Source organism: Winogradskyella aquimaris, assembly GCF_042676105.1.
In the GTDB taxonomy this organism is placed as follows: domain Bacteria; phylum Bacteroidota; class Bacteroidia; order Flavobacteriales; family Flavobacteriaceae; genus Winogradskyella; species Winogradskyella aquimaris.
Genome location: NZ_JBHTJQ010000010.1, coordinates 145,946 through 165,376, shown reverse-complemented (window position 1 = coordinate 165,376; position 19,431 = coordinate 145,946). Strand labels below are relative to the sequence as shown.

Here is a 19,431-nt window from a genome sequence, read left to right as displayed (position 1 = left end):
TGTACATTGATAAATTGCAACAAAAGGCATTAACAAATCATATGAGAAAAGAAAGTAAACATAAAGGCTGGAATGAGATTAAAACAAACGATTCTTGGGCGATTTTTAAAATCATGGGAGAGTTTGTAAATGGTTACGAAAAACTAAGCAAAATAGGTCCATGTGTTTCCATTTTCGGTTCCGCTCGCACCAAGCCAGATAACAAATACTATCAGTTAGCTGTTGATGTAGCACAAAAGATAGTAGACCACGGTTACGGAGTCATAACTGGTGGTGGACCTGGAATAATGGAAGCTGGTAATAAAGGTGCTCATATTGCAGGTGGTACTTCAGTGGGTCTAAATATTGAATTACCTTTTGAGCAACATGATAATCCTTATATAGACAACGATAAGAGTCTAGATTTCGATTATTTCTTTGTTCGTAAAGTCATGTTCGTCAAATATTCACAAGGTTTCGTTGTAATGCCAGGCGGTTTTGGTACTTTAGACGAACTTTTTGAAGCCATTACCTTAATCCAAACGCATAAGATTGAAACCTTTCCAATTATTTTGGTTGGAAAAGAATTTTGGGGTGGTCTGTTTGAATGGGTAAAAAATACGCTGCTAGAAGCTGGTAATATTAGTCCAAAAGATTTAGATTTAATTCATATAGTCGATACCTCTGATGAGGTTATTGAGATTTTAAATAAATTTTATGAAGAATATAGGCTGAGTCCAAACTTTTAATTTTCTTATTTTTAAATGCTATGAAAAAGAAAATACTGAGTTTTATCCTTCTTGGATTTATGAACATGCTCTTTGTTTCTGCACAAGAAACCTTTAGAGTAATGTTTTACAACCTCTTAAACTATCCAGAAGAAGATGCTGTACCCAACCGTGAAGATGATTTGGCATTTATCCTAGCTGATTATCAGCCTGATTTATTTTTTGTTTGCGAACTTAATAATATCACTGGCGCTAATACTGTTTTAAATATTACGCAAACTGTCATAAATCCAAACTTTGATATGGCCACCTATGTGTCAAATACATCAGACGACAATTTTGGTGATCAAAATGATCTGCAAAACATGCTGTATTACGATAGTTCCAAATTTATTTTAGAGGAAGAAATTATTGTACCTACCGATTTACGTGATTTTAATGTCTATAAATTAAAATTAAATACAGTAGATCAAGATATTAATCCTGTTGAAATTTATGTTATCGTATGTCATTTAAAGGCCTCTAGTGGTATCGAGAACGCGCAACGACGTTTTGAAATGGTCTTAGAGCTAGACGCTTTTCTAGAAACCTTACCAGCAGACTCAAATATAGTGCTAGGTGGGGATCTTAATCTGTATACGGCATCAGAGTCGGCATTTCAGGAACTCTTAGATTCAAGTGATGCCATTACTTTTGCAGATCCAGCAAACAGAATTGGTAGTTGGAACAATAATCCGACCTTTGTGGATGTCTTTACGCAATCTACCAGAACGCAATCTGGTTTTGGTGGTACAACCGGAGGTTTTGATGACCGTTTTGATTTTATATTAACTTCTGAAAATATGCTCGGGAGCTCTAACATAACCTATGTGCCTAATTCATATAAAGTCTGGGGAAATAACGCCCTTGTATCATGCTATAACAGTGCTATAAATTCTTCAAATTGCGGGAACATAGATTCCGAATTTTCATTTGAACTTCGCAACGCATTACACAATTTTAGCGATCACTTACCTGTAACCCTATCGCTCGAAGCTGACGTTACACTTTCTGATGATAATGATGTGATTTTCACACAAGATATTACATTAGAAAGAAGTGTAGTGGATTCAGAAATAACGCTTTATGTTAATTCACCTCAACTATTTAATCAAGCTATTAACATTTATAATCAAATCGGGGAATTGGTAGATACTTACCACCTCAACACGAATCAACGACAATCATTCAGTACCAATCAACTTAGTAATGGCATGTACTATATGACATTTTCAAACACTTTTTCAACGCCTCTTAAATTTATTGTTTCGCATTGATAAAACAATTAAAAATATATGTCATCACTTTTCTCCTCACTGCGCCAATATATGGACAAAACCGTATTGAGGTTAATGCTAATGCAGATGTAGAAACCAAAACCCTTACGATATCCCAACAGATTGTCTATAAAAACGAATCGAGCGACACCTTACAGGACATCTATTTGCATGACTGGAACAATAGCTATTCGAGTAAATCCACACCACTAGCCAAACGTTTTGAAGAAGAATTTAGCACAAAGTTTCATCTGGCAAAAAGTGAACAGCGCGGTTTTACCCTTATTACTAGCATTACCGATAATGACACCAACATCAAGTTAGATTTTGAATATCTAGAAGAGCATCCCGATGTCTTAAGAGCTAAACTTCCTGAACCACTTTTACCTGGCGAGTCTTATAATATTAATTTAAGTTACATTTTGGTTCTACCTGATGCTACATTTACAGACTATGGTTTTACAAAAAATAGAGATTTTGAATTGAAGCACTGGTACATTACGCCAGCAGTATACAACGGAGAATGGCAATATTATAGCAATAAAAATCTTGACGATTTATATGTCCCTAAATCAGATGTCAAAATCACCATTGAGCATCCTTTAAACTACCGACCAACATCTGAACTTAATCTTATTTCTGCCGATCCAGACCCAAAGACCCGAAGACAGACTACTATTTACTATGGTAAAGACCGCGTAGACACCTATCTGGCACTTCAGAAATTCCCTTTATTTGGCTTTGTACAGACGGATGATTTAATTCTTATTTCAAACATCAATGAACGCGGATTACCTGGCGCAGATAAAGCTATTCTAACCGATAAAATCGGACGATTTTTAACTAAAAATCTAGGAAAATATCCACATGAGCGTTTATTGGTTTCGAGGATTGATTATAACAAAAATCCGCTTTATGGTCTAAATCAACTACCTGATTTTCTAAGACCATTTCCAGATCAATTTCAGTATGAGTTAAAATTATTAAAGACCGCTCTTAAAAAATACATTGACAATACCTTACTACTAAACCCAAGAAAGGAGCATTGGCTTAGTGAGGGTCTTCAGATTTATTTTATGATCAAATATGTTGAGGAACATTATCCAGACATGAAATTACTGGGAACACTAGCTAATATTTGGGGTATTCGTGCATTTCATGCAGCAGATGTAGATTTTAATTTTCAGTACTTTTTGTACTCTATGGAAATTGCCAGAAAAAATAGAGACCAACCTCTAACAACACCTAAGGATTCCTTAATTAAGTTCAATGCCAATATCGCAGGCAAATATAAGGCTGGCGTAGGCCTTAACTACTTGGAAAAGTTTACCGACGATATCGATTTATCTAAAACCATCACCGCATTTTTAGAGCAAAACAAACTCAAGAGCCATGTTAAAATATCTGATTTTGAGACCTTTTTAAGTTCCAAAACATCTAAGAACATTAATTGGTTTTTTACAGATTATGTAGGAACTCGAAAAAAAATAGACTTTAAAATAAAAGGTGTTGAAACCACAAAAGATTCCTTTATTGTTAGCATTAAAAACAAACGTAATAATTCTATGCCAATATCCCTTTACAGCATTAGTAATGATACTGTTATTGGTAAACAATGGGTAGAACAAATAAGTGGCATAAAAACCATAAGCTTACCAAAAGATAATACAGATAAATTTGTTTTGGATTATTACAACGTGATACCAGAATTTAACCAACGTGATAATTATAAGTCGGTTAATGGAACCTTTATAAATAACAAGCCTCTACAATTTCGATTATTTAAGGACATCGAAGATCCTTATTACAACCAGGTATTTTTTATGCCTTTAATTGAGTTTAATAATATTTATGATGGATTAACACTCGGAACCAAAATTTATAATAAAACCATACTCAGGAAACGTCTTAACTACAGATTTTCACCACAATATGCCACAAAGTCTAAGTCTTTAACAGGGTCTACCTCTATTTTTTACACACATAATATTGAAAATAAGAACCTGTTTGATATCACATATGGCATTTCGGCGGGCTATCAATCCTTTGCAGAAGATGCCTTTTTTACTACGATTCGACCGTCGTTAACCTTAAGATTTAGAAACGATAAAGATTTTAGAGCAGACCAAATTGATAATATTACAGCCAGATATGTAAGTATTAATAGGGATATTGGTGACAATGCTATAGTTGAAATCGACGAGCCCGATTACGGTGTTTTTAATTTAAGATACACACATTTTAATCCAGGAAGGATTAACTTTTCAAGTTTTAGCACGGACTTCCAACTTGCGGGTAATTTCAGTAAATTGTCTGCAAGTTATGAGTTTAGAAAATTAACTAAAGGCAATAGAAATATTAACCTTAGGTTGTTTGCAGGTGTGTTTTTAAATAATGATACAGACCCTAACTCCAACTTCTTTAGTTTCGCCTTGGACAGGCCAACAGATTATCTCTTTGACCTCAACTATCTGGGAAGGTCAGAAGCTGCAGGTTTATTTAGTCAGCAAATCATTATTGCAGAAGGAGGGTTTAAATCCATGCTACCAACGCCTTTTGCAAATCAATGGATAACCACAGCTAATTTTAGTACGTCCATTTGGAGATATATACAAGCTTACGGAGATGTTGGACTTGTTAAGAACAAGTTTGATAGTGCGAACTTTGTATATGATTCTGGTGTAAGACTTAATTTAGTGGAAGATTTCTTTGAAGTCTATTTCCCTGTCTATTCTACACTTGGCTGGGAAATTGCGCAACCTAATTATAGTCAGCGTATCCGATTTATTATCACTGTAGACCCACAAGTCCTCCTTGGGCTATTTAGACGTAAATGGTATTAACATATTCTTATTCAAATGTTAATATTTTCGATTAACTTAAGTTTTTATCAATAAAAACTGGTTATTGTTAAGAATAATTCAAAATTCTAACAGTTTTCAGTATTGCCTAAAATATCCTAATTTAGTACCTTTGTGTTCCTAAAAATTCGACCTAAATGAAAACAAACCCTAATACCAAAACGGAGATTACATTCGAGGATTTTAAAACAGAGGTTATAAACGATTACAAACTTGCTGTTACCAGTCGTGAATGCAGTCTATTAGGTCGAAGAGAAGTTTTAACGGGAAAAGCCAAATTCGGGATTTTTGGTGATGGTAAAGAAGTCCCGCAAATTGCATGGGCAAAAGCCTTTGAAAACGGCGATTTTAGGTCAGGTTACTACAGAGACCAAACCTTTATGATGGCTATTGGGGAATTAACGATTGAGCAGTTCTTTGCAGGGTTGTATGCCAATACGGACTTAAAAGAAGAACCAATGTCTGCTGGTCGTCAAATGGGTGGACACTTTGCAACACATAGTTTAGACGATCAAGGAAATTGGAAAAACTTAACGGAACAGAAAAACTCTAGTGCAGATATTTCCCCTACTGCTGGGCAGATGCCGAGATTACTTGGTTTAGCACAAGCCTCCAAAATTTACAGAAATGTTGAGGGTATAGACACGACAAACTTCTCTAAAAATGGTGATGAAATTGCTTGGGGAACTATAGGAAACGCCAGTACAAGTGAAGGGTTGTTTTTTGAAACTATAAATGCCGCTGGTGTTTTACAGGTGCCAATGGTAATTAGTATTTGGGATGATGAGTACGGTATCTCAGTTCATGCCAAACACCAAACTACTAAAGAAAATATATCTGAAATTTTAAAAGGATTTCAACGCGAAGACAACAGCAACGGTTACGAAATCTTTAGAGTTAATGGTTGGAATTATGCTGAGTTAATAGACACCTATCAACGTGCTGCCAAGGTAGCAAGGAAAGAGCATGTCCCGGTTATGATTCACGTTCAAGAATTAACGCAACCCCAAGGGCATTCAACATCAGGATCTCACGAGCGTTATAAAGATAAAGACCGATTAGCTTGGGAAGCAGAATACGACTGTAATGCACAAATGCGTCAATGGATGATTGCAAACAACATTGCAACAGACGAAGAATTAACTGTATTAGAAAAGGATATTAAGAAGGCGGTGAGAGATGGAAAAAAAGCAGCGTGGTCGGCCTTTATCCACCCTATCAAGGAAGAAAAAAATGAGGTGTTAACACTATTGGAAAATGTTGCCAAAACAAGTGCTAACAGTGTTTTTATATCCAAACTAAAAAGTGATTTGGAGGCCATAGACGAGCCAATTCGAAAAGATATATTATCTACCGCGCGTAAGGCATTACGTTATGTCATTTCTGAAGACTCTAATGAAAAATTAGCCCTACAGAACTGGATTGATAATTACATTAAAATAAATCAACCTAAATATAGCTCTCACTTATACAGTGAGTCTAAACTAAAAGCAAAATACCAATCAGAAGTACTCCCAACTTACAGTAATGATGCTGCCGAAGTAGATGGCCGTGTGGTACTGCGAGATAATTTTGAAGCAATTTTCAACAAATACCCAGAAGCTTTGGTGTTTGGGGAAGATTCAGGTCATATAGGTGATGTTAACCAAGGTCTAGAAGGCCTTCAAGAAAAATTTGGTGAACTTAGGGTTTCAGATACAGGTATTAGGGAAGCTACCATTTTAGGCCAAGGTATTGGTATGGCCATGAGAGGTCTAAGACCTATCGCAGAGATTCAGTATTTGGATTATATCCTTTATGCGCTTCAAATTATGAGCGATGATTTAGCTACTGTTCAATACAGAACAAAAGGACGCCAAAAAGCACCTTTAATAGTTAGAACACGTGGTCACCGCTTAGAAGGTATATGGCATTCTGGCTCTCAAATGGGAGGCATCCTCAATTTAGTTAGAGGTATACATGTATTAGTACCTAGAAACATGACGAAAGCTGCTGGTTTTTATAATACACTTTTAGAAAGTGACGAGCCTGCCTTAATCGTAGAGTGCCTAAACGGTTACCGTTTAAAAGAAAAAATGCCTAATAATATTGGTGAATTTAAAACACCTATTGGTGTTGTTGAAACCATTAAAGAAGGTGAGGATATCACTTTGGTATCGTATGGTTCTACGTTACGTTTGGTAGAACAGGCTGCCAAGGAGTTATTGGAAGTTGGTATCGATGCTGAAATTATTGATGTACAATCGTTATTACCATTCGATTTAAATCATGACATCGTTAAGAGTATAGTCAAAACCAACCGTGTCATGGTTATTGACGAAGATGTTAAAGGCGGAGCTTCGGCCTATATTTTAGACCAAATCCTGAACGAACAAAATGCCTATCAGTATTTAGATAGTCAACCTAAAACGTTGGCTGCAAAACCACATCGTCCTGCTTACGGTACAGATGGAGATTATTTCTCAAAACCATCTGTAGAAGATATTTTTGAAGCGGTATATAACGTGATGCACGAGGTTAGTCCTTCCGATTTTCCTAAACTGAGATAATACCGTTTAAAATAATAGACTATTAAAAACCATCATTTTTGTGATGGTTTTTTTTATATTTAAATACCAGTTCATATTTATGCTTACAAAATCAGACAAATCTCAACTCAGAGGTATCATATTTCGTCATTTAGATGGTATCGCTACCGCAACTTCAGCATATACATTACACAAACATAAAGTTTTAGACTATATTTTAGAGAAAGAAAGCATTAGCACAAAAGCACTTGCTGATGTATTTAATGCTAATGAAGGTTACCTGAATGTCGCGCTTAGGGTATTATGTTCTCAAGGATGGCTTTTGCAAAACCTTGACAATAAAAGTAATACCATAATATATAAGACTAATGACAAGTCCGAAACTGCTTTCAAAATAGTACATCTTTATGAAGATGCCGTCAACCTCTTGCGTTATTCCGATAGGTTTGCAACGGAAAAAATGATTAGTACTGATGCCTTCATTGCTTTAGAACGTATTTTTAAAAAGTTTGAAACCAATTTTGGTTTAGATATATCGAATGAAGCATCTATTGAATACCAGATTTACAAACATATTGAAGGAGTCATTGCAGGACCAATTATTGTTTTGTTGGGTGTAAACGGCTTGTTTCATAAGTATTTTATGGAGGCCTCTTTTACAGCTGAAGAATACCATAAAGATCCTGAAAGCTTTAAAAAAATACTCGATTTCTTTGCACATTTAGGATGGTTCAAAAAGAAACGAAACACCTATCAATTTACGGATAAAGGCCTCTTTTTTGCCAAACGCGCCAGTGCTTATGGTGTAACAGTATCATATTTACCTACCTTTTTACAACTCGATGAACTCATTTTTGGCAATCCATTAGTGCTCAAAACCGAATCACCAAGCGACACCGAAAAACACGTACATCGTGAGATGAATGTTTGGGGAAGTGGCGGTGCACATGCCACTTATTTTAAGGTTATAGATAAAGTAATAATAGATTTATTCAACAGGCCCATTGACCTGCAACCCAAAGGTATTTTAGACATGGGCTGTGGGAATGGGGCATTTATTGAGCATATTTTTAACGTTATTGAACAGCAAACCTTACGTGGTAAAATGCTCGATGACCATCCACTTTTTTTAGTAGGTGCAGATTTTAATAAAGCCGCTTTGAGGGTGACTAGAGCTAATCTAATTGCTGCTGATATTTGGGCTAAGGTCATTTGGGGAGATATTGGCAGACCAGACCTTTTAGCGTCTGACTTAAAAGAAGATTATAATATTGAACTGCAGGATCTGTTAAACGTTAGAACCTTTTTAGATCATAATCGAATTTGGGAAGCACCTCTGAAAACTTATGATTTTATTAGTAAATCTTCTGGTGCTTATGCAAGTAAAGGCAAACGACTTAACAATAAGGCTGTTGAGGCTTCGCTTCTAGAACATTTAAGCAAATGGAAACCTTATGTAGATAAATTTGGACTATTAATTATAGAGTTGCATACCATAAGTCCAGATTTAGCAGCAAACAATATTGGCAAAACCGCTGCAACCGCTTACGATGCTACACATGGGTTTAGCGATCAATACATTGTGGAGGTCGATGTGTTTAGAAATATTGCGAAACAAGCAGGTCTTGTACCTGACGATGATCATTTTGCAAAATTCCCTGATAACGAATTGGCAACGGTGAGCATTAATTTATTAAAAGGAAAAGACTAAATGTCAAAAACGAAGAAAGAAAACAACAAACCACTTATTACCCGAGATTGGCTTGCTATAGAACGCACAAAGCTAGCTAACGAACGTACGTTTTTAGCCTATTTCAGAACTTTTTTGGTTATTCTCGGTACGGGCGTGACCATTTTAAAACTAGAGTTCTTCTCGGATTTAAAATCATATGGTATCATTCTTATTATTGTGTCTGCCTTTATTTTAGCGATCGGTATTTATAGGCTATTTAGAGTAAAACGAACCATTAGAAAACATTATTGAACATCCTAAGCCAAGTTTAGAATTACAATGAAGATAGAGTCTATCGTTACCATAAAAAAAGAACTCAAACAGTTGCCAAAGGAAGATTTGCTGGAACTATGCTTACGCCTCGGTAAGTTTAAAAAAGAGAACAAGGCACTTCTGACGTATTTATTGTTTGAAGCTCATGATGAAGATGGTTACATAAGCAGCGTAAAAACCTCTTTAGACGAGTTATTTGAGGGCATAAATACGGATAGCTATTTCTATATGAAAAAAACCATCAGAAAGATTCTACGACAAATTAGAGTTTACAGCCGCTACTCTAACAAAAAATCTACCGAAGTTGAACTCCTTCTCTACTTTTGCGAACAACTAAACGAACTTAGACCATCCATACATAGAAATAGAACACTTAGTAACCTATACCAAAGACAGATCCTTGCCCTTAAGAAAAAAATAAGTGTACTGCATGAAGATCTTCAATACGATTACAATCTACAATTAGAAGGACTTGAGTAGGAGATGAACATAGCGTTTCAGTTATTACCGCTATTGTAATAACAAACCATGATTAAAGTGAAGCTATTACAAAAATTTCATGTTTGAGAACATCTTGTTCAAACCTAAAATAGTAATAGCTGAATACCAAAAGACTCTTGTTTTTGAAGAAAATTAAGTACACCCTTTTAAACTTGACAATTGTCATAGTATTTCTGACCTAGAATTTAGAACTTGAAGAACATTCTAAATCACTGCCTTATGAGAGTTTATTCAATAATTTCAGGATTTTTATTAGTACTGCTTCTTAACTGCGCCGCCACTAGCGAGGTCGTCTACGACTATAACCTAGAAGTAGATTTTAATCAATACGACACGTATGTACTTTGTATTGAGGATTTTACGGTAGAACACCTCAACTATCCACAACTCGATAACGATAAGGTGCGGCAATTAATAGGTGATGCTGTTGCAGATGAAATGGAAAATAAAGCGCATAGAACCAATGTATTGAACCCGCAATTACAGGCAGGTTTTAAAATTATGATCAGTGAAGAAACGGTGGAGTTTGAAAACTGTGAGCATTCTAAATATCTCGAGTATTGGGAAACCTGTACTATTCATGAAGAAACCTATGAAGAAGAAACACTCATTGTTTACGTAGCAGATTTTGAAACCAATAAAGTCTTGTGGCATGCTTCGGTATTATGTGAACTGAACAAACCTGACAAAAAACTGAAGCCTTATATTAACGGTTTGGTAAAAGATCTGTTTGACACCTATCCTAAAACACAAGTGGGACGTTTTCCTGATGAGAAAAAAGAGTTATAGTTGTTTCTTTTAGGGCCTTTGTAGTATATGATGACTCTGTTAATTTTTATTTAAAACATTAAAAAATAATATGATGGTTGGCTATTTTAGAGGTAAAATAACGGCCATGAAAAAAAAATTACCTCTAATTAGCTTTGTATTTTCTATTTTATTTATTTCCATAAGTTATTCTCAAGACGATGATGTTACATTTAATCGTTTTGATGTAACTGCAACTACTGGCATAGGTTATGGACAAGTAAAAAATGACAATGAACCCAATTATAATTTAAGCGCCAATGTGGGTGAAGTACTTTTAACCTACAATTTTAACAGCAACTTTGGGATCAGTGCAGGTGCTGGATGGTTACAACTTAGTGGGAATGGTTTCAATAGTAGTGGAAACTTTTATCACGAACGCGACCTTTTAAAATTTCCTCTTTTAGTGCGCTCGAGTCAAAAACTTACAGATAAAATCAACTTATTACTCTCTGCTGGTTTTTACGGTCAAACCATCATCAATGATGAATTTAGATTTCTCTCTACCATCGAAGAAGATGTTTATGAGGGATGGACTTTTGGTTTTCAAGGTTTTTTTGGTTTTGAATATGACGTATCCAACAATTGGTCTTTAGGGATTAATGTTTCAACACAATCAGACTTCAATAAATTAAAAACAGAAAACAATACCTCATTTCAGGATGAGCAATCCATACAGACGCTAAACACTATTGGCTTATTGTTTGGTTACCGCTTCTAGTCATCGGTTATAGTAAACCATAGAATCCTTAATCCCGTTTTTTAGCTTTACGGCTGCCTTCGTACATTTCGTATTTAACAAAACGCGACTCTAACTTGGCATTAAATACCTTTATTTTGCGTGACGGACGCAAGCCTATATATTTTAAGGCTTCAAGGTTAGACGTCACTAACCAAGCATCTGTATTAGGATAACCATGTTTTAAGGTGGTACCGATATTCCCGTAGAATTCCTCTATATTAAGATTTTCTAAACGTTCTCCATATGGTGGATTAAATACCATATGAAGTTTAGCATCACCAGCTTTTTGTGTTTTAAAGAAGTCTTCGTGTTGTATGTGAATAAACTCTTCTAAATGGGCATTCTTAATATTTTCCTTAGCTTTCCTAACTGCTGATGGAGACTTATCGTAACCAATTATTTTATGATGAAAATCCCTGGCTTTTTTAAGCAATGATTCTTCAATGGTTTCAAATAAATCCACATCCCAATCTTCCCAGCGTTCAAAAGCAAATTCCTTTCGCATCAAGTTTGGTGGAATGTTACAAGCTATCATGGCAGCTTCTGCGAGAATGGTTCCACTACCACACATCGGATCCATAAAATCGGATTGACCATCCCAGCCGCTCATCATAATCAAACCTGCAGCCAATACCTCATTAATAGGTGCAATATTGGTTGCTGTTTTATAACCTCTTCGATGTAATGATTCCCCAGAAGTATCTAAAGAAATTGTACAGCGTTGGCGGTCTATATGTACGTTTATTTTTAAATCAGGAAAGCGTAAATCAACATTTGGCCGTTGTCCGTTTTGCTCTCTAAAACGATCTACGATAGCATCCTTTGTTTTTAAAGCGGTGTATTGCGAATGGGTAAATATACTATGGTTTACTGTGGCATCAACAGCAAGAGATCCAGTAGGTTTCAGATAGTCTTCCCATTTAATATCTTTTACATTTTTATACAAGTCTATCTCTCTGGTAACCCTAAATGATTTTATGGGTTTCAAAATTTTTATAGCGGTTCTAAGGCCAATATTGGCTTTGTACATAAAGCCTTTATCTCCAACAAAGCTCACATTTCTCACCCCTTTTTCAACCTGCATAGCTCCAAGTTGGGTAAGCTCTTTGGCTAATATATCTTCAAAGCCAAATAAGGTTTTGGCTACCATTTTAAAATTATTGTCCATACAACACGTCAAATAGATTGCAAATTTAAACTATTTTTGCAGGACGTAATAGGTTATGACAAATTCAACAAAACAATGGTACGCCTCGTGGTTTGACACACCATTTTACCACATCCTATATAAAGACAGGGATTATGCAGAGGCACAGGTTTTTATGGATAATCTTACTAGTTATCTAAACATTCCTGAAGGTGGAAAAATTTTAGATTTGGCTTGTGGCAAAGGCAGACACTCCATCTACCTCAATAGGCTGGGATATAATGTTACTGGAATAGATTTATCTGAACAAAGTATAAAACACGCCAGCCAGTTTGAAAATGACACACTAAGGTTTGACGTGCATGACATGACCAAACCTTACCCTGATACTTTTGATGCCGTTTTTAACCTATTTACAAGTTTTGGTTATTTTGAAGATGACACTTGCAACCTAAAAACTATTACTTCCATTAAAGAAGAATTGAATGCTTATGGTTTTGGGGTTATTGATTTTATGAACGTCAATTATATTATTGACAACTTAGTTACTGAAGATGTAAAAACCATTGATGGTATAGATTTTCATCAGAAACGCAGTGTTAAAAACGGTTATATTGTAAAGGATATCAAATTTGAAATTGATGGTGAGAATTTTGAATTTCAAGAACGTGTCAAGGCATTATCTCTAGACGATTTTATTTTGTTGTTTGAAAAAGCTGGTGTACACCTACTTGATATTTTTGGAGATTACAAATTAGGTCAATATCATCCAAAAACCTCTCAGCGTTTGATTATGATTTTTAAATAAATGAATAAGTACCTTTTTCCTATATACGCCATCATCATTGGAGTTGCTATTGCTTTTTTAACCAAAAAGCAAAAGTCAATTTACACCAAATTACTCTTATCGTTTAGTGGTGCGTTTTTATTAGCTTTAACACTTTTTGATTTATTACCGGAGGTCTATGAGCATCTCAATGCCAAACATACGGGATTGCTTATCATGTGTGGTATTTTACTACAAATTGTTTTAGAGTTTTTATCTAAGGGCGCTGAACACGGTCATGTTCATATACATCAAAAAGATACCAAATTCCCTTGGCTATTGTTTATTAGTTTATGCATTCATAGCTTTTTGGAAGGATTCCCCATTCATCAACATAATGACATGGTTTATGGTGTTCTGATTCATAAAATCCCTATTGCTGCATTGCTTACTTCTTTCTTATTACAATCTAAATATGCCAAATTACAGGCGATTAGCTTTATGGTTATATTTGCGATTATGACACCTTTGGGCACTCTAGCTTCCAATACGCTGTCTATAAACCCCACATACCTTATGAGCATTAATGCACTGGTTATAGGTATCTTTCTACATATCTCTACCACTATTTTGTTTGAGACTGGAGAAGGTCATAAGTTTAATTTATCTAAGTTGGTTGCCATTAGCTTAGGAGTCCTTATCGCTTACTTTATATAGATGTTCAGCAAGGAAGAAAGCCGATTATTACGTCAGGAATTCTGGACTAGTTTTGGAAAATCCTTTCCCAGAAAATGGACTTTATACAACACCAAAATTAAAGGACTTTCTTTTAAATTTCATTTCGATACTAAAAAGGCTCACATAAGTCTAGACTTAGAAGACGATTTAGAAAACCGTATCAATTGCTGGGAAAAACTTGTTGCCTTAAAAGGTATTTTACAAACAGATTACTTACCAGATGCTATTTATGAGGAAGTTCATTTTCTAGACAATGGCAAAGAAATCTCGCGGATCTATATTCCCTTAAATCAAAAGGTATCCATCCATAATAAAAACACCTGGAGAGAAGTTATGGAATTCTTTAATACCAATATGATGTTGTTTGAATCGTTTTTCGAGGAATACAAGGATATTATAAAAGGATAAGAAAATACAGAGACATCCTAGCCGCTTTAAAACAAAGACATTACAATTGTTTTAATTGATCTGTCTTACTTCATCCTATAAGTTAATTATCTTGAATAATTTGGGGCCTCTTTAGTAATTGTAACATCATGTGGGTGACTTTCATGAATACCACTTGAGGTTATTTTTACAAAACGTCCTGTTTCCTTTAAGGTTGCGATATCCTTAGCTCCACAATATCCCATACCAGCGCGCAAACCACCAACAAACTGATGAATACTTTCATATAATTCGCCTTTATAAGGTACACGACCTACTATACCTTCCGGTACTAATTTTTTGATATCATCTTCCACATCTTGGAAATAACGGTCTTTACTTCCTTGTTTCATCGCCTCAACAGATCCCATCCCACGATAGGACTTAAACTTACGTCCTTCATAAATAATAGTTTCACCAGGACTTTCTTTAGTACCTGCTAAAAGAGATCCTAGCATCACTGTATCTGCACCCGCTGCAATAGCTTTTGGTATATCACCTGTATAACGAATACCTCCATCTGCAATAACAGGCACCCCACTACCCTTTATAGCAGCTGCTACTTCTAGAACAGCTGAAAATTGTGGAAAACCAACACCAGCAACCACCCGTGTTGTACAGATAGAACCTGGTCCAATACCAACCTTTACAGCATCTGCTCCAGCTTCCACCAAATATTTAGCAGCTTCGCCCGTAGCAATATTTCCGACGATAACTTCAAGTGAAGGGAATTTTGATTTTATCTCTTTTAAAACCGTTACTACACCTTTGGTATGGCCGTGTGCAGTATCAATAACAACCGCATCTACACCAGCCTTCACTAAGGCTTCCGCTCTATCTACAGCGTCTCCTGTTACACCTATAGCCGCAGCAACCCTTAGTCGCCCGTAGTTGTCTTTATTGGCATCTGGCTTAAGGGTCACCTTTGTTATATCCCTAAAGGTGATTAATCCTGCCAGTTTATCACCTTCTACAATCAGAAGTTTTTCAATTTTATTTTCTTGTAATATATCTTCAGCATCCTTTAAGGATGTACCAACGGGAGCAGTCACCAAATTTTCACTTGTCATTACCTCGGCAATTGGTCGGTCGTTTTTATGCTCAAAACGCAAATCCCTATTGGTAACAATACCTTTTAGTTTTCCATTGGAGTCAACAATTGGGATACCTCCAATACTATGTTCTCGCATAGCATTTTTAGCATCAACCACGGTAGCATCCAAAGGCAAGGTTACAGGATCTATAATCATACCGCTTTCAGCACGTTTTACCCGTCTTACTTTTTGTGCTTGTTCCTCTATAGTCATATTCTTGTGTAGCACACCAATACCACCTTCACGAGCCATAGCAATGGCCATTCTACTCTCCGTAACTGTATCCATCGCTGCGGAAATTACAGGAATGTTAATGGTAATGTTTCTAGTAAATTTTGTTTGAATATTTACTTCGCGTGGAAGTACTTCAGAAAAGGCTGGAACTAAAAGGACGTCGTCGTAGGTAAGGCCTTCACCTAAGATTTTGTTTTCATGTGCTATCATAGTGCAATTAACATATAATTGCACGCAAAGATACGTATTTTTTCATAGTGCTTGGCTGTATTTAAAAACAAATCATACCATTTAAAATATTTAGATAATTGATATCCAATTAATAATCAGTGGCTTGTAAATTTTATTTTTATTTATTCTAAATAAAGTTTGAAATAATGTCTTGAGGTTGTAAATTTGCAGCCAAATAATAATCTATTTTTAATAAGTCTAAATTAATGAAAATAAAATTAGCCCTATCGTTACTAAGCTTTACAAGTATTTTATTAAATGCACAAGAAAAAGAAAAACAAGAAAAGCCCCTCGACTCCATTCAAAAATTAGATGAGGTCATTATTAATTCTAACCAAATATTTGGTAGTAAATATGTTGCGAGACATCGTACAGGATCCGCCTATTACATTTCGCCTCAAGAACTGAAAAAATTCAATTACACAGATATAAACCGCGCATTACGAGCAGTACCAGGTGTTACCTTCTATGAAGAAGACGGTTTTGGCTTACGCCCGAATATTAGTCTTAGAGGTACCTCACCTCAACGTAGTGCCAAAATATCACTAATGGAAGATGGTGTACTTATTGCCCCAGCCCCTTATAGCGCACCAGCTGCATACTACTTCCCTTCTGTTGGACGAATGGAGGCTGTTGAAATTTTAAAAGGAAGTAGCCAAGTACAGTTTGGTCCATTTACTACTGGTGGTGCCATTAATATGATATCTGCCCAAATCCCAAATAAACTTAAAGGAGAAGTAAGAGCGAGCTATGGCCTTTTTGATACACAACAATTATTGGCAAGAGTTGGAGACCGAAAAGAAAATTTTGGTTATCTGGTAGAATACTTGAATTTTGGATCTGATGGATTTAAAAATTTACCTGATGGCAGCAACACAGGCTTTGATATTAACGAGGTTACGGCAAAATTCAGTATCTATAGTAGTGAGGACGCTAAATTAAAGCAGGCCTTAGAAACTAAATTCCATTATTACGATGAACGCTCTAACGAGACTTACTTAGGACTGACTGAAGAAGATTTTGCCCAATCGCCATATAGTAGATATGCGTCTTCACAAGATGATAGAATGACAGCCCAACAATTGCAATTGATGCTTACCCATACCTTGGATTTCAGCAAGAATATGAGACTAACAACCAATGGATATTACAATAAGTTTACGCGCAATTGGTTTAAATTAGATGACGTGGTCTTTAATGGAGACGCACAACGTATAGCCACAGTCGTTTCAGATCCAATAACCTTTGCAGACCATATGGCTATTGTTCGTGGTGATGTTAACTCTGGTGATGACGCCTTATTATTAAAAGCCAATAACCGTGTTTACTATTCCAAGGGTATTCAGACAAAATTTGATTACCACTGGTATGGTGACAACACTTTTCATGATATTGAAGTAGGTTTACGCTATCATTATGATGAAGAAGATCGCTTTCAATGGGAAGATGGTTATAGTATCATAGAACAGCAAATGACGCGCACATCTCAAGGTCCTCGTGGTGCAGAGGGTAATCGTATTAGTAGTGCAACAGCCTTTGCCGCATACGCCATGTATAAATTAAAGTATGACAAACTTACTTTAACTCCTGGTTTACGTTATGAAAATATCATATTACAACGTGACGACTTTGGCGATGACGATCCCAACAGAACGGGTACCAACTTGGCATTCAGAGAAAATAAAGTAGATATTTTTATCCCTGGCATAGGTATTAATTATGCATTTTCAAACAATGTTTCTGTTTTTGGTGGTGTACATAAAGGATTTTCACCTCCAGGAAGCTCTGATGGTGAGCAATCTGAAGAAAGCATAAACTACGAGCTAGGTTCACGATTTACAGTGGGTGGTCTCCGCGGTGAAATAGTTGGATTCTATAACGACTATAGTAATTTATTGGGTAGTGATTTAGCAGCCACAGGTGGAACAGGATCCCTTGACCAATTTAATGCTGGTGAAGTCGCAGTTAGTGGTCTTGAGTTATTATTAAATTATGAATTACTTCAGAACAACACTAAATACAAATTACCAATAACCTTTGGTTATACATTCACACACACTGAGTTTTTAAATAGCTTTGGCAGTAGCAATGATTTGTGGGGAGAAGTAAACGAAGGTGATCAATTACCATACATTCCAATGCATCAATTTAATGCCTCCATATCGTTAGAACATGCTAAATATGAGTTGAATTTGAGTGGACGGTATAATGGAGAATTCAGAACATTAGCTGGTACTGGAAATATTCCTAGTAATGAAAAAGTTGCTTCCAACTTTATAATAGATTTTGCCGGAAAATATCATCTCTCAAAAACCTTAAGTTTAACCGGTAATATTATAAACCTTTTAGATAAAACCTATGCGGTTTCAAGGGTACCTGCCGGATTACGACCAGGACATCCATTTGGTGGAAACCTAGGACTGGAATTTAGGTTTTAATGATATTTTGAAAAAATCTTTGTCGCTTCATTATAAGCGCTCTCAAAGCTCATGGCATTTAAGTCGTGAGCTTTTTTTTGCGTGAAGTAAGACAACATTTTTTCCGTTGGCATATTGCCAGTAAGATCGTCTTTTGCCATTGGGCAGCCACCAAAACCCTGTATAGCGCCATCAAAACGTCGGCAACCAGCACTATAGGCAGCATCTACTTTTTCAAACCATGTGGTCGGTGTTGTGTGTAAATGTGCACCAAATTCAATATGAGGATATTTTGGAATTAAATTAGAAAAGAGATACTCGATATTCTCTGGGTTTGAACTCCCTATAGTATCACTTAAGGAGAGAATTTTCACTCCCATTTTTGCCAATCGTTCAGTCCACTCACCTACAATATCGACATTCCAAGGATCACCATAAGGGTTACCGAATCCCATGGATATATAAACAACCACTTCCTTTTTGCTCTTCTCCGCTATGTTCAAAATCGCTTGCAACGTTTCAACGGATTGCGCAATGGTCTTATGCGTATTACGCATTTGGAAGTTTTCTGAGATGGAGAATGGAAAGCCTAAATAATCTATTTCCGAATGCTCTGCAGCATCATTAGCTCCACGAATATTTGCTATGATAGCTAGTAATTTGCTTTTGGTATCGGATAAATCCAATTGTGACAAAACTGCTGCCGTATCAACCATTTGGGGTATAGCCTTTGGAGATACAAAACTTCCAAAGTCAATTGTATCGAAACCGACTCTCAATAATGATTGAATGTACTGTATTTTCTGTTCTGTGGGAATAAAATCTTTAATGCCTTGCATGGCATCCCTAGGACATTCTATGAGTTTTACAGTTGAATTCATTGCCCCAAATATACGGTTTCCGAAATCGAT

The 19,431-nt window shown here is 35.9% G+C and carries 16 protein-coding genes; 13 read left to right on the top strand and 3 right to left on the bottom strand.

The window, feature by feature from the left end:
• Positions 1 to 41 precede the first annotated feature (41 nt).
• The 9 genes from ACFQ1K_RS08505 (at position 42) to ACFQ1K_RS08465 (ending at position 11,446) form a co-directional block, all read left to right on the top strand.
• The gene (locus ACFQ1K_RS08505) at positions 42 to 728 is read left to right on the top strand and encodes an LOG family protein (protein WP_320555147.1); all 687 of its coding nucleotides are present in this window, start codon (positions 42 to 44) and stop codon (positions 726 to 728) included.
• A 20-nt stretch (positions 729 to 748) separates the two neighbouring features.
• A complete protein-coding gene (locus ACFQ1K_RS08500) occupies positions 749 to 2,023 on the top strand; it encodes a T9SS type A sorting domain-containing protein (RefSeq protein WP_320555146.1) in 1,275 nt (424 codons plus the stop codon).
• Positions 2,020 to 4,866 carry a metalloprotease gene (locus ACFQ1K_RS08495; RefSeq protein WP_320555145.1) on the top strand — a complete coding sequence of 949 codons (2,847 nt, stop codon included), beginning with the start codon at positions 2,020 to 2,022 and terminating at the stop codon, positions 4,864 to 4,866. The genes ACFQ1K_RS08500 and ACFQ1K_RS08495 overlap by 4 nt, the downstream gene beginning before the upstream one ends.
• A gap of 155 nt (positions 4,867 to 5,021) precedes the next feature.
• Positions 5,022 to 7,433 carry an alpha-ketoacid dehydrogenase subunit alpha/beta gene (locus ACFQ1K_RS08490; protein ID WP_320555144.1) on the top strand — a complete coding sequence of 804 codons (2,412 nt, stop codon included), beginning with the start codon at positions 5,022 to 5,024 and terminating at the stop codon, positions 7,431 to 7,433.
• Between the two features lie 79 nt (positions 7,434 to 7,512).
• Entirely contained in the window at positions 7,513 to 9,123 is a 1,611-nt protein-coding gene (locus ACFQ1K_RS08485) for a class I SAM-dependent methyltransferase (RefSeq protein WP_320555143.1), read from the top strand.
• The gene (locus ACFQ1K_RS08480) at positions 9,124 to 9,396 is read left to right on the top strand and encodes a DUF202 domain-containing protein (RefSeq protein WP_320555142.1); all 273 of its coding nucleotides are present in this window, start codon (positions 9,124 to 9,126) and stop codon (positions 9,394 to 9,396) included. It abuts the gene before it with no gap.
• 27 nt (positions 9,397 to 9,423) lie between these two features.
• Positions 9,424 to 9,897: a hypothetical protein gene (locus tag ACFQ1K_RS08475; RefSeq protein ID WP_320555141.1), complete on the top strand. Its 474-nt coding sequence runs from the start codon at positions 9,424 to 9,426 to the stop codon at positions 9,895 to 9,897.
• Positions 9,898 to 10,137: 240 nt separating this feature from the next.
• Positions 10,138 to 10,707: a DUF4136 domain-containing protein gene (locus ACFQ1K_RS08470; protein WP_320555140.1), complete on the top strand. Its 570-nt coding sequence runs from the start codon at positions 10,138 to 10,140 to the stop codon at positions 10,705 to 10,707.
• A gap of 106 nt (positions 10,708 to 10,813) precedes the next feature.
• On the top strand, positions 10,814 to 11,446 hold the full coding sequence (locus ACFQ1K_RS08465) for an outer membrane beta-barrel protein (RefSeq protein ID WP_320555139.1): 633 nt from the start codon (positions 10,814 to 10,816) through the stop codon (positions 11,444 to 11,446).
• Positions 11,447 to 11,474: 28 nt separating this feature from the next.
• Here the strand turns inward: ACFQ1K_RS08465 and ACFQ1K_RS08460 are convergent, their stop codons facing one another.
• Positions 11,475 to 12,635, bottom strand: a complete 1,161-nt coding sequence (locus ACFQ1K_RS08460; protein WP_320555138.1) for a THUMP domain-containing class I SAM-dependent RNA methyltransferase — start codon at positions 12,633 to 12,635, stop codon at positions 11,475 to 11,477.
• A 55-nt stretch (positions 12,636 to 12,690) separates the two neighbouring features.
• Between ACFQ1K_RS08460 and ACFQ1K_RS08455 the strand changes: the two genes are divergently transcribed.
• From ACFQ1K_RS08455 to ACFQ1K_RS08445, 3 genes are read left to right on the top strand one after another with little or no spacing between them, the layout of a single operon-like run.
• Positions 12,691 to 13,422, top strand: a complete 732-nt coding sequence (locus ACFQ1K_RS08455; protein ID WP_320555137.1) for an SAM-dependent methyltransferase — start codon at positions 12,691 to 12,693, stop codon at positions 13,420 to 13,422.
• Entirely contained in the window at positions 13,423 to 14,097 is a 675-nt protein-coding gene (locus tag ACFQ1K_RS08450; protein ID WP_320555136.1) for a ZIP family metal transporter, read from the top strand.
• Positions 14,098 to 14,526, top strand: a complete 429-nt coding sequence (locus tag ACFQ1K_RS08445) for a DUF4268 domain-containing protein (protein ID WP_320555135.1) — start codon at positions 14,098 to 14,100, stop codon at positions 14,524 to 14,526.
• 86 nt (positions 14,527 to 14,612) lie between these two features.
• Here ACFQ1K_RS08445 and guaB read toward each other — a convergent pair whose 3' ends face one another.
• Positions 14,613 to 16,082: an IMP dehydrogenase gene (gene guaB, locus ACFQ1K_RS08440; protein ID WP_320555134.1), complete on the bottom strand. Its 1,470-nt coding sequence runs from the start codon at positions 16,080 to 16,082 to the stop codon at positions 14,613 to 14,615.
• 227 nt (positions 16,083 to 16,309) lie between these two features.
• On the opposite strand from guaB, the gene ACFQ1K_RS08435 reads away from it, so the two are divergent.
• On the top strand, positions 16,310 to 18,541 hold the full coding sequence (locus ACFQ1K_RS08435) for a TonB-dependent receptor family protein (RefSeq protein WP_320555133.1): 2,232 nt from the start codon (positions 16,310 to 16,312) through the stop codon (positions 18,539 to 18,541).
• Here ACFQ1K_RS08435 and ACFQ1K_RS08430 read toward each other — a convergent pair.
• Positions 18,538 to 19,401 (bottom strand): hydroxymethylglutaryl-CoA lyase, encoded by an 864-nt coding sequence (locus ACFQ1K_RS08430; RefSeq protein WP_320555132.1) that lies wholly within the window; start codon positions 19,399 to 19,401, stop codon positions 18,538 to 18,540. The genes ACFQ1K_RS08435 and ACFQ1K_RS08430 overlap by 4 nt on opposite strands.
• Between the last annotated feature and the right edge of the window lie 30 nt (positions 19,402 to 19,431).

Excerpts from the sequence above, each read along its gene's own strand:
- guaB (WP_320555134.1), bottom strand. The coding sequence starts at position 16,082 with ATGATAGCACATGAAAACAAAATCTTAGGTGAAGGCCTTACCTACGAC.
- ACFQ1K_RS08490 (WP_320555144.1), top strand. The coding sequence starts at position 5,022 with ATGAAAACAAACCCTAATACCAAAACGGAGATTACATTCGAGGATTTT.
- ACFQ1K_RS08450 (WP_320555136.1), top strand. The coding sequence starts at position 13,423 with ATGAATAAGTACCTTTTTCCTATATACGCCATCATCATTGGAGTTGCT.
- ACFQ1K_RS08460 (WP_320555138.1), bottom strand. The coding sequence starts at position 12,635 with ATGGACAATAATTTTAAAATGGTAGCCAAAACCTTATTTGGCTTTGAA.
- ACFQ1K_RS08475 (WP_320555141.1), top strand. The coding sequence starts at position 9,424 with ATGAAGATAGAGTCTATCGTTACCATAAAAAAAGAACTCAAACAGTTG.
- ACFQ1K_RS08500 (WP_320555146.1), top strand. The coding sequence starts at position 749 with ATGAAAAAGAAAATACTGAGTTTTATCCTTCTTGGATTTATGAACATG.
- ACFQ1K_RS08505 (WP_320555147.1), top strand. The coding sequence starts at position 42 with ATGAGAAAAGAAAGTAAACATAAAGGCTGGAATGAGATTAAAACAAAC.
- ACFQ1K_RS08435 (WP_320555133.1), top strand. The coding sequence starts at position 16,310 with ATGAAAATAAAATTAGCCCTATCGTTACTAAGCTTTACAAGTATTTTA.
- ACFQ1K_RS08485 (WP_320555143.1), top strand. The coding sequence starts at position 7,513 with ATGCTTACAAAATCAGACAAATCTCAACTCAGAGGTATCATATTTCGT.
- ACFQ1K_RS08455 (WP_320555137.1), top strand. The coding sequence starts at position 12,691 with ATGACAAATTCAACAAAACAATGGTACGCCTCGTGGTTTGACACACCA.
- ACFQ1K_RS08470 (WP_320555140.1), top strand. The coding sequence starts at position 10,138 with ATGAGAGTTTATTCAATAATTTCAGGATTTTTATTAGTACTGCTTCTT.
- ACFQ1K_RS08480 (WP_320555142.1), top strand. The coding sequence starts at position 9,124 with ATGTCAAAAACGAAGAAAGAAAACAACAAACCACTTATTACCCGAGAT.
- ACFQ1K_RS08445 (WP_320555135.1), top strand. The coding sequence starts at position 14,098 with ATGTTCAGCAAGGAAGAAAGCCGATTATTACGTCAGGAATTCTGGACT.
- ACFQ1K_RS08465 (WP_320555139.1), top strand. The coding sequence starts at position 10,814 with ATGAAAAAAAAATTACCTCTAATTAGCTTTGTATTTTCTATTTTATTT.
- ACFQ1K_RS08430 (WP_320555132.1), bottom strand. The coding sequence starts at position 19,401 with ATGAATTCAACTGTAAAACTCATAGAATGTCCTAGGGATGCCATGCAA.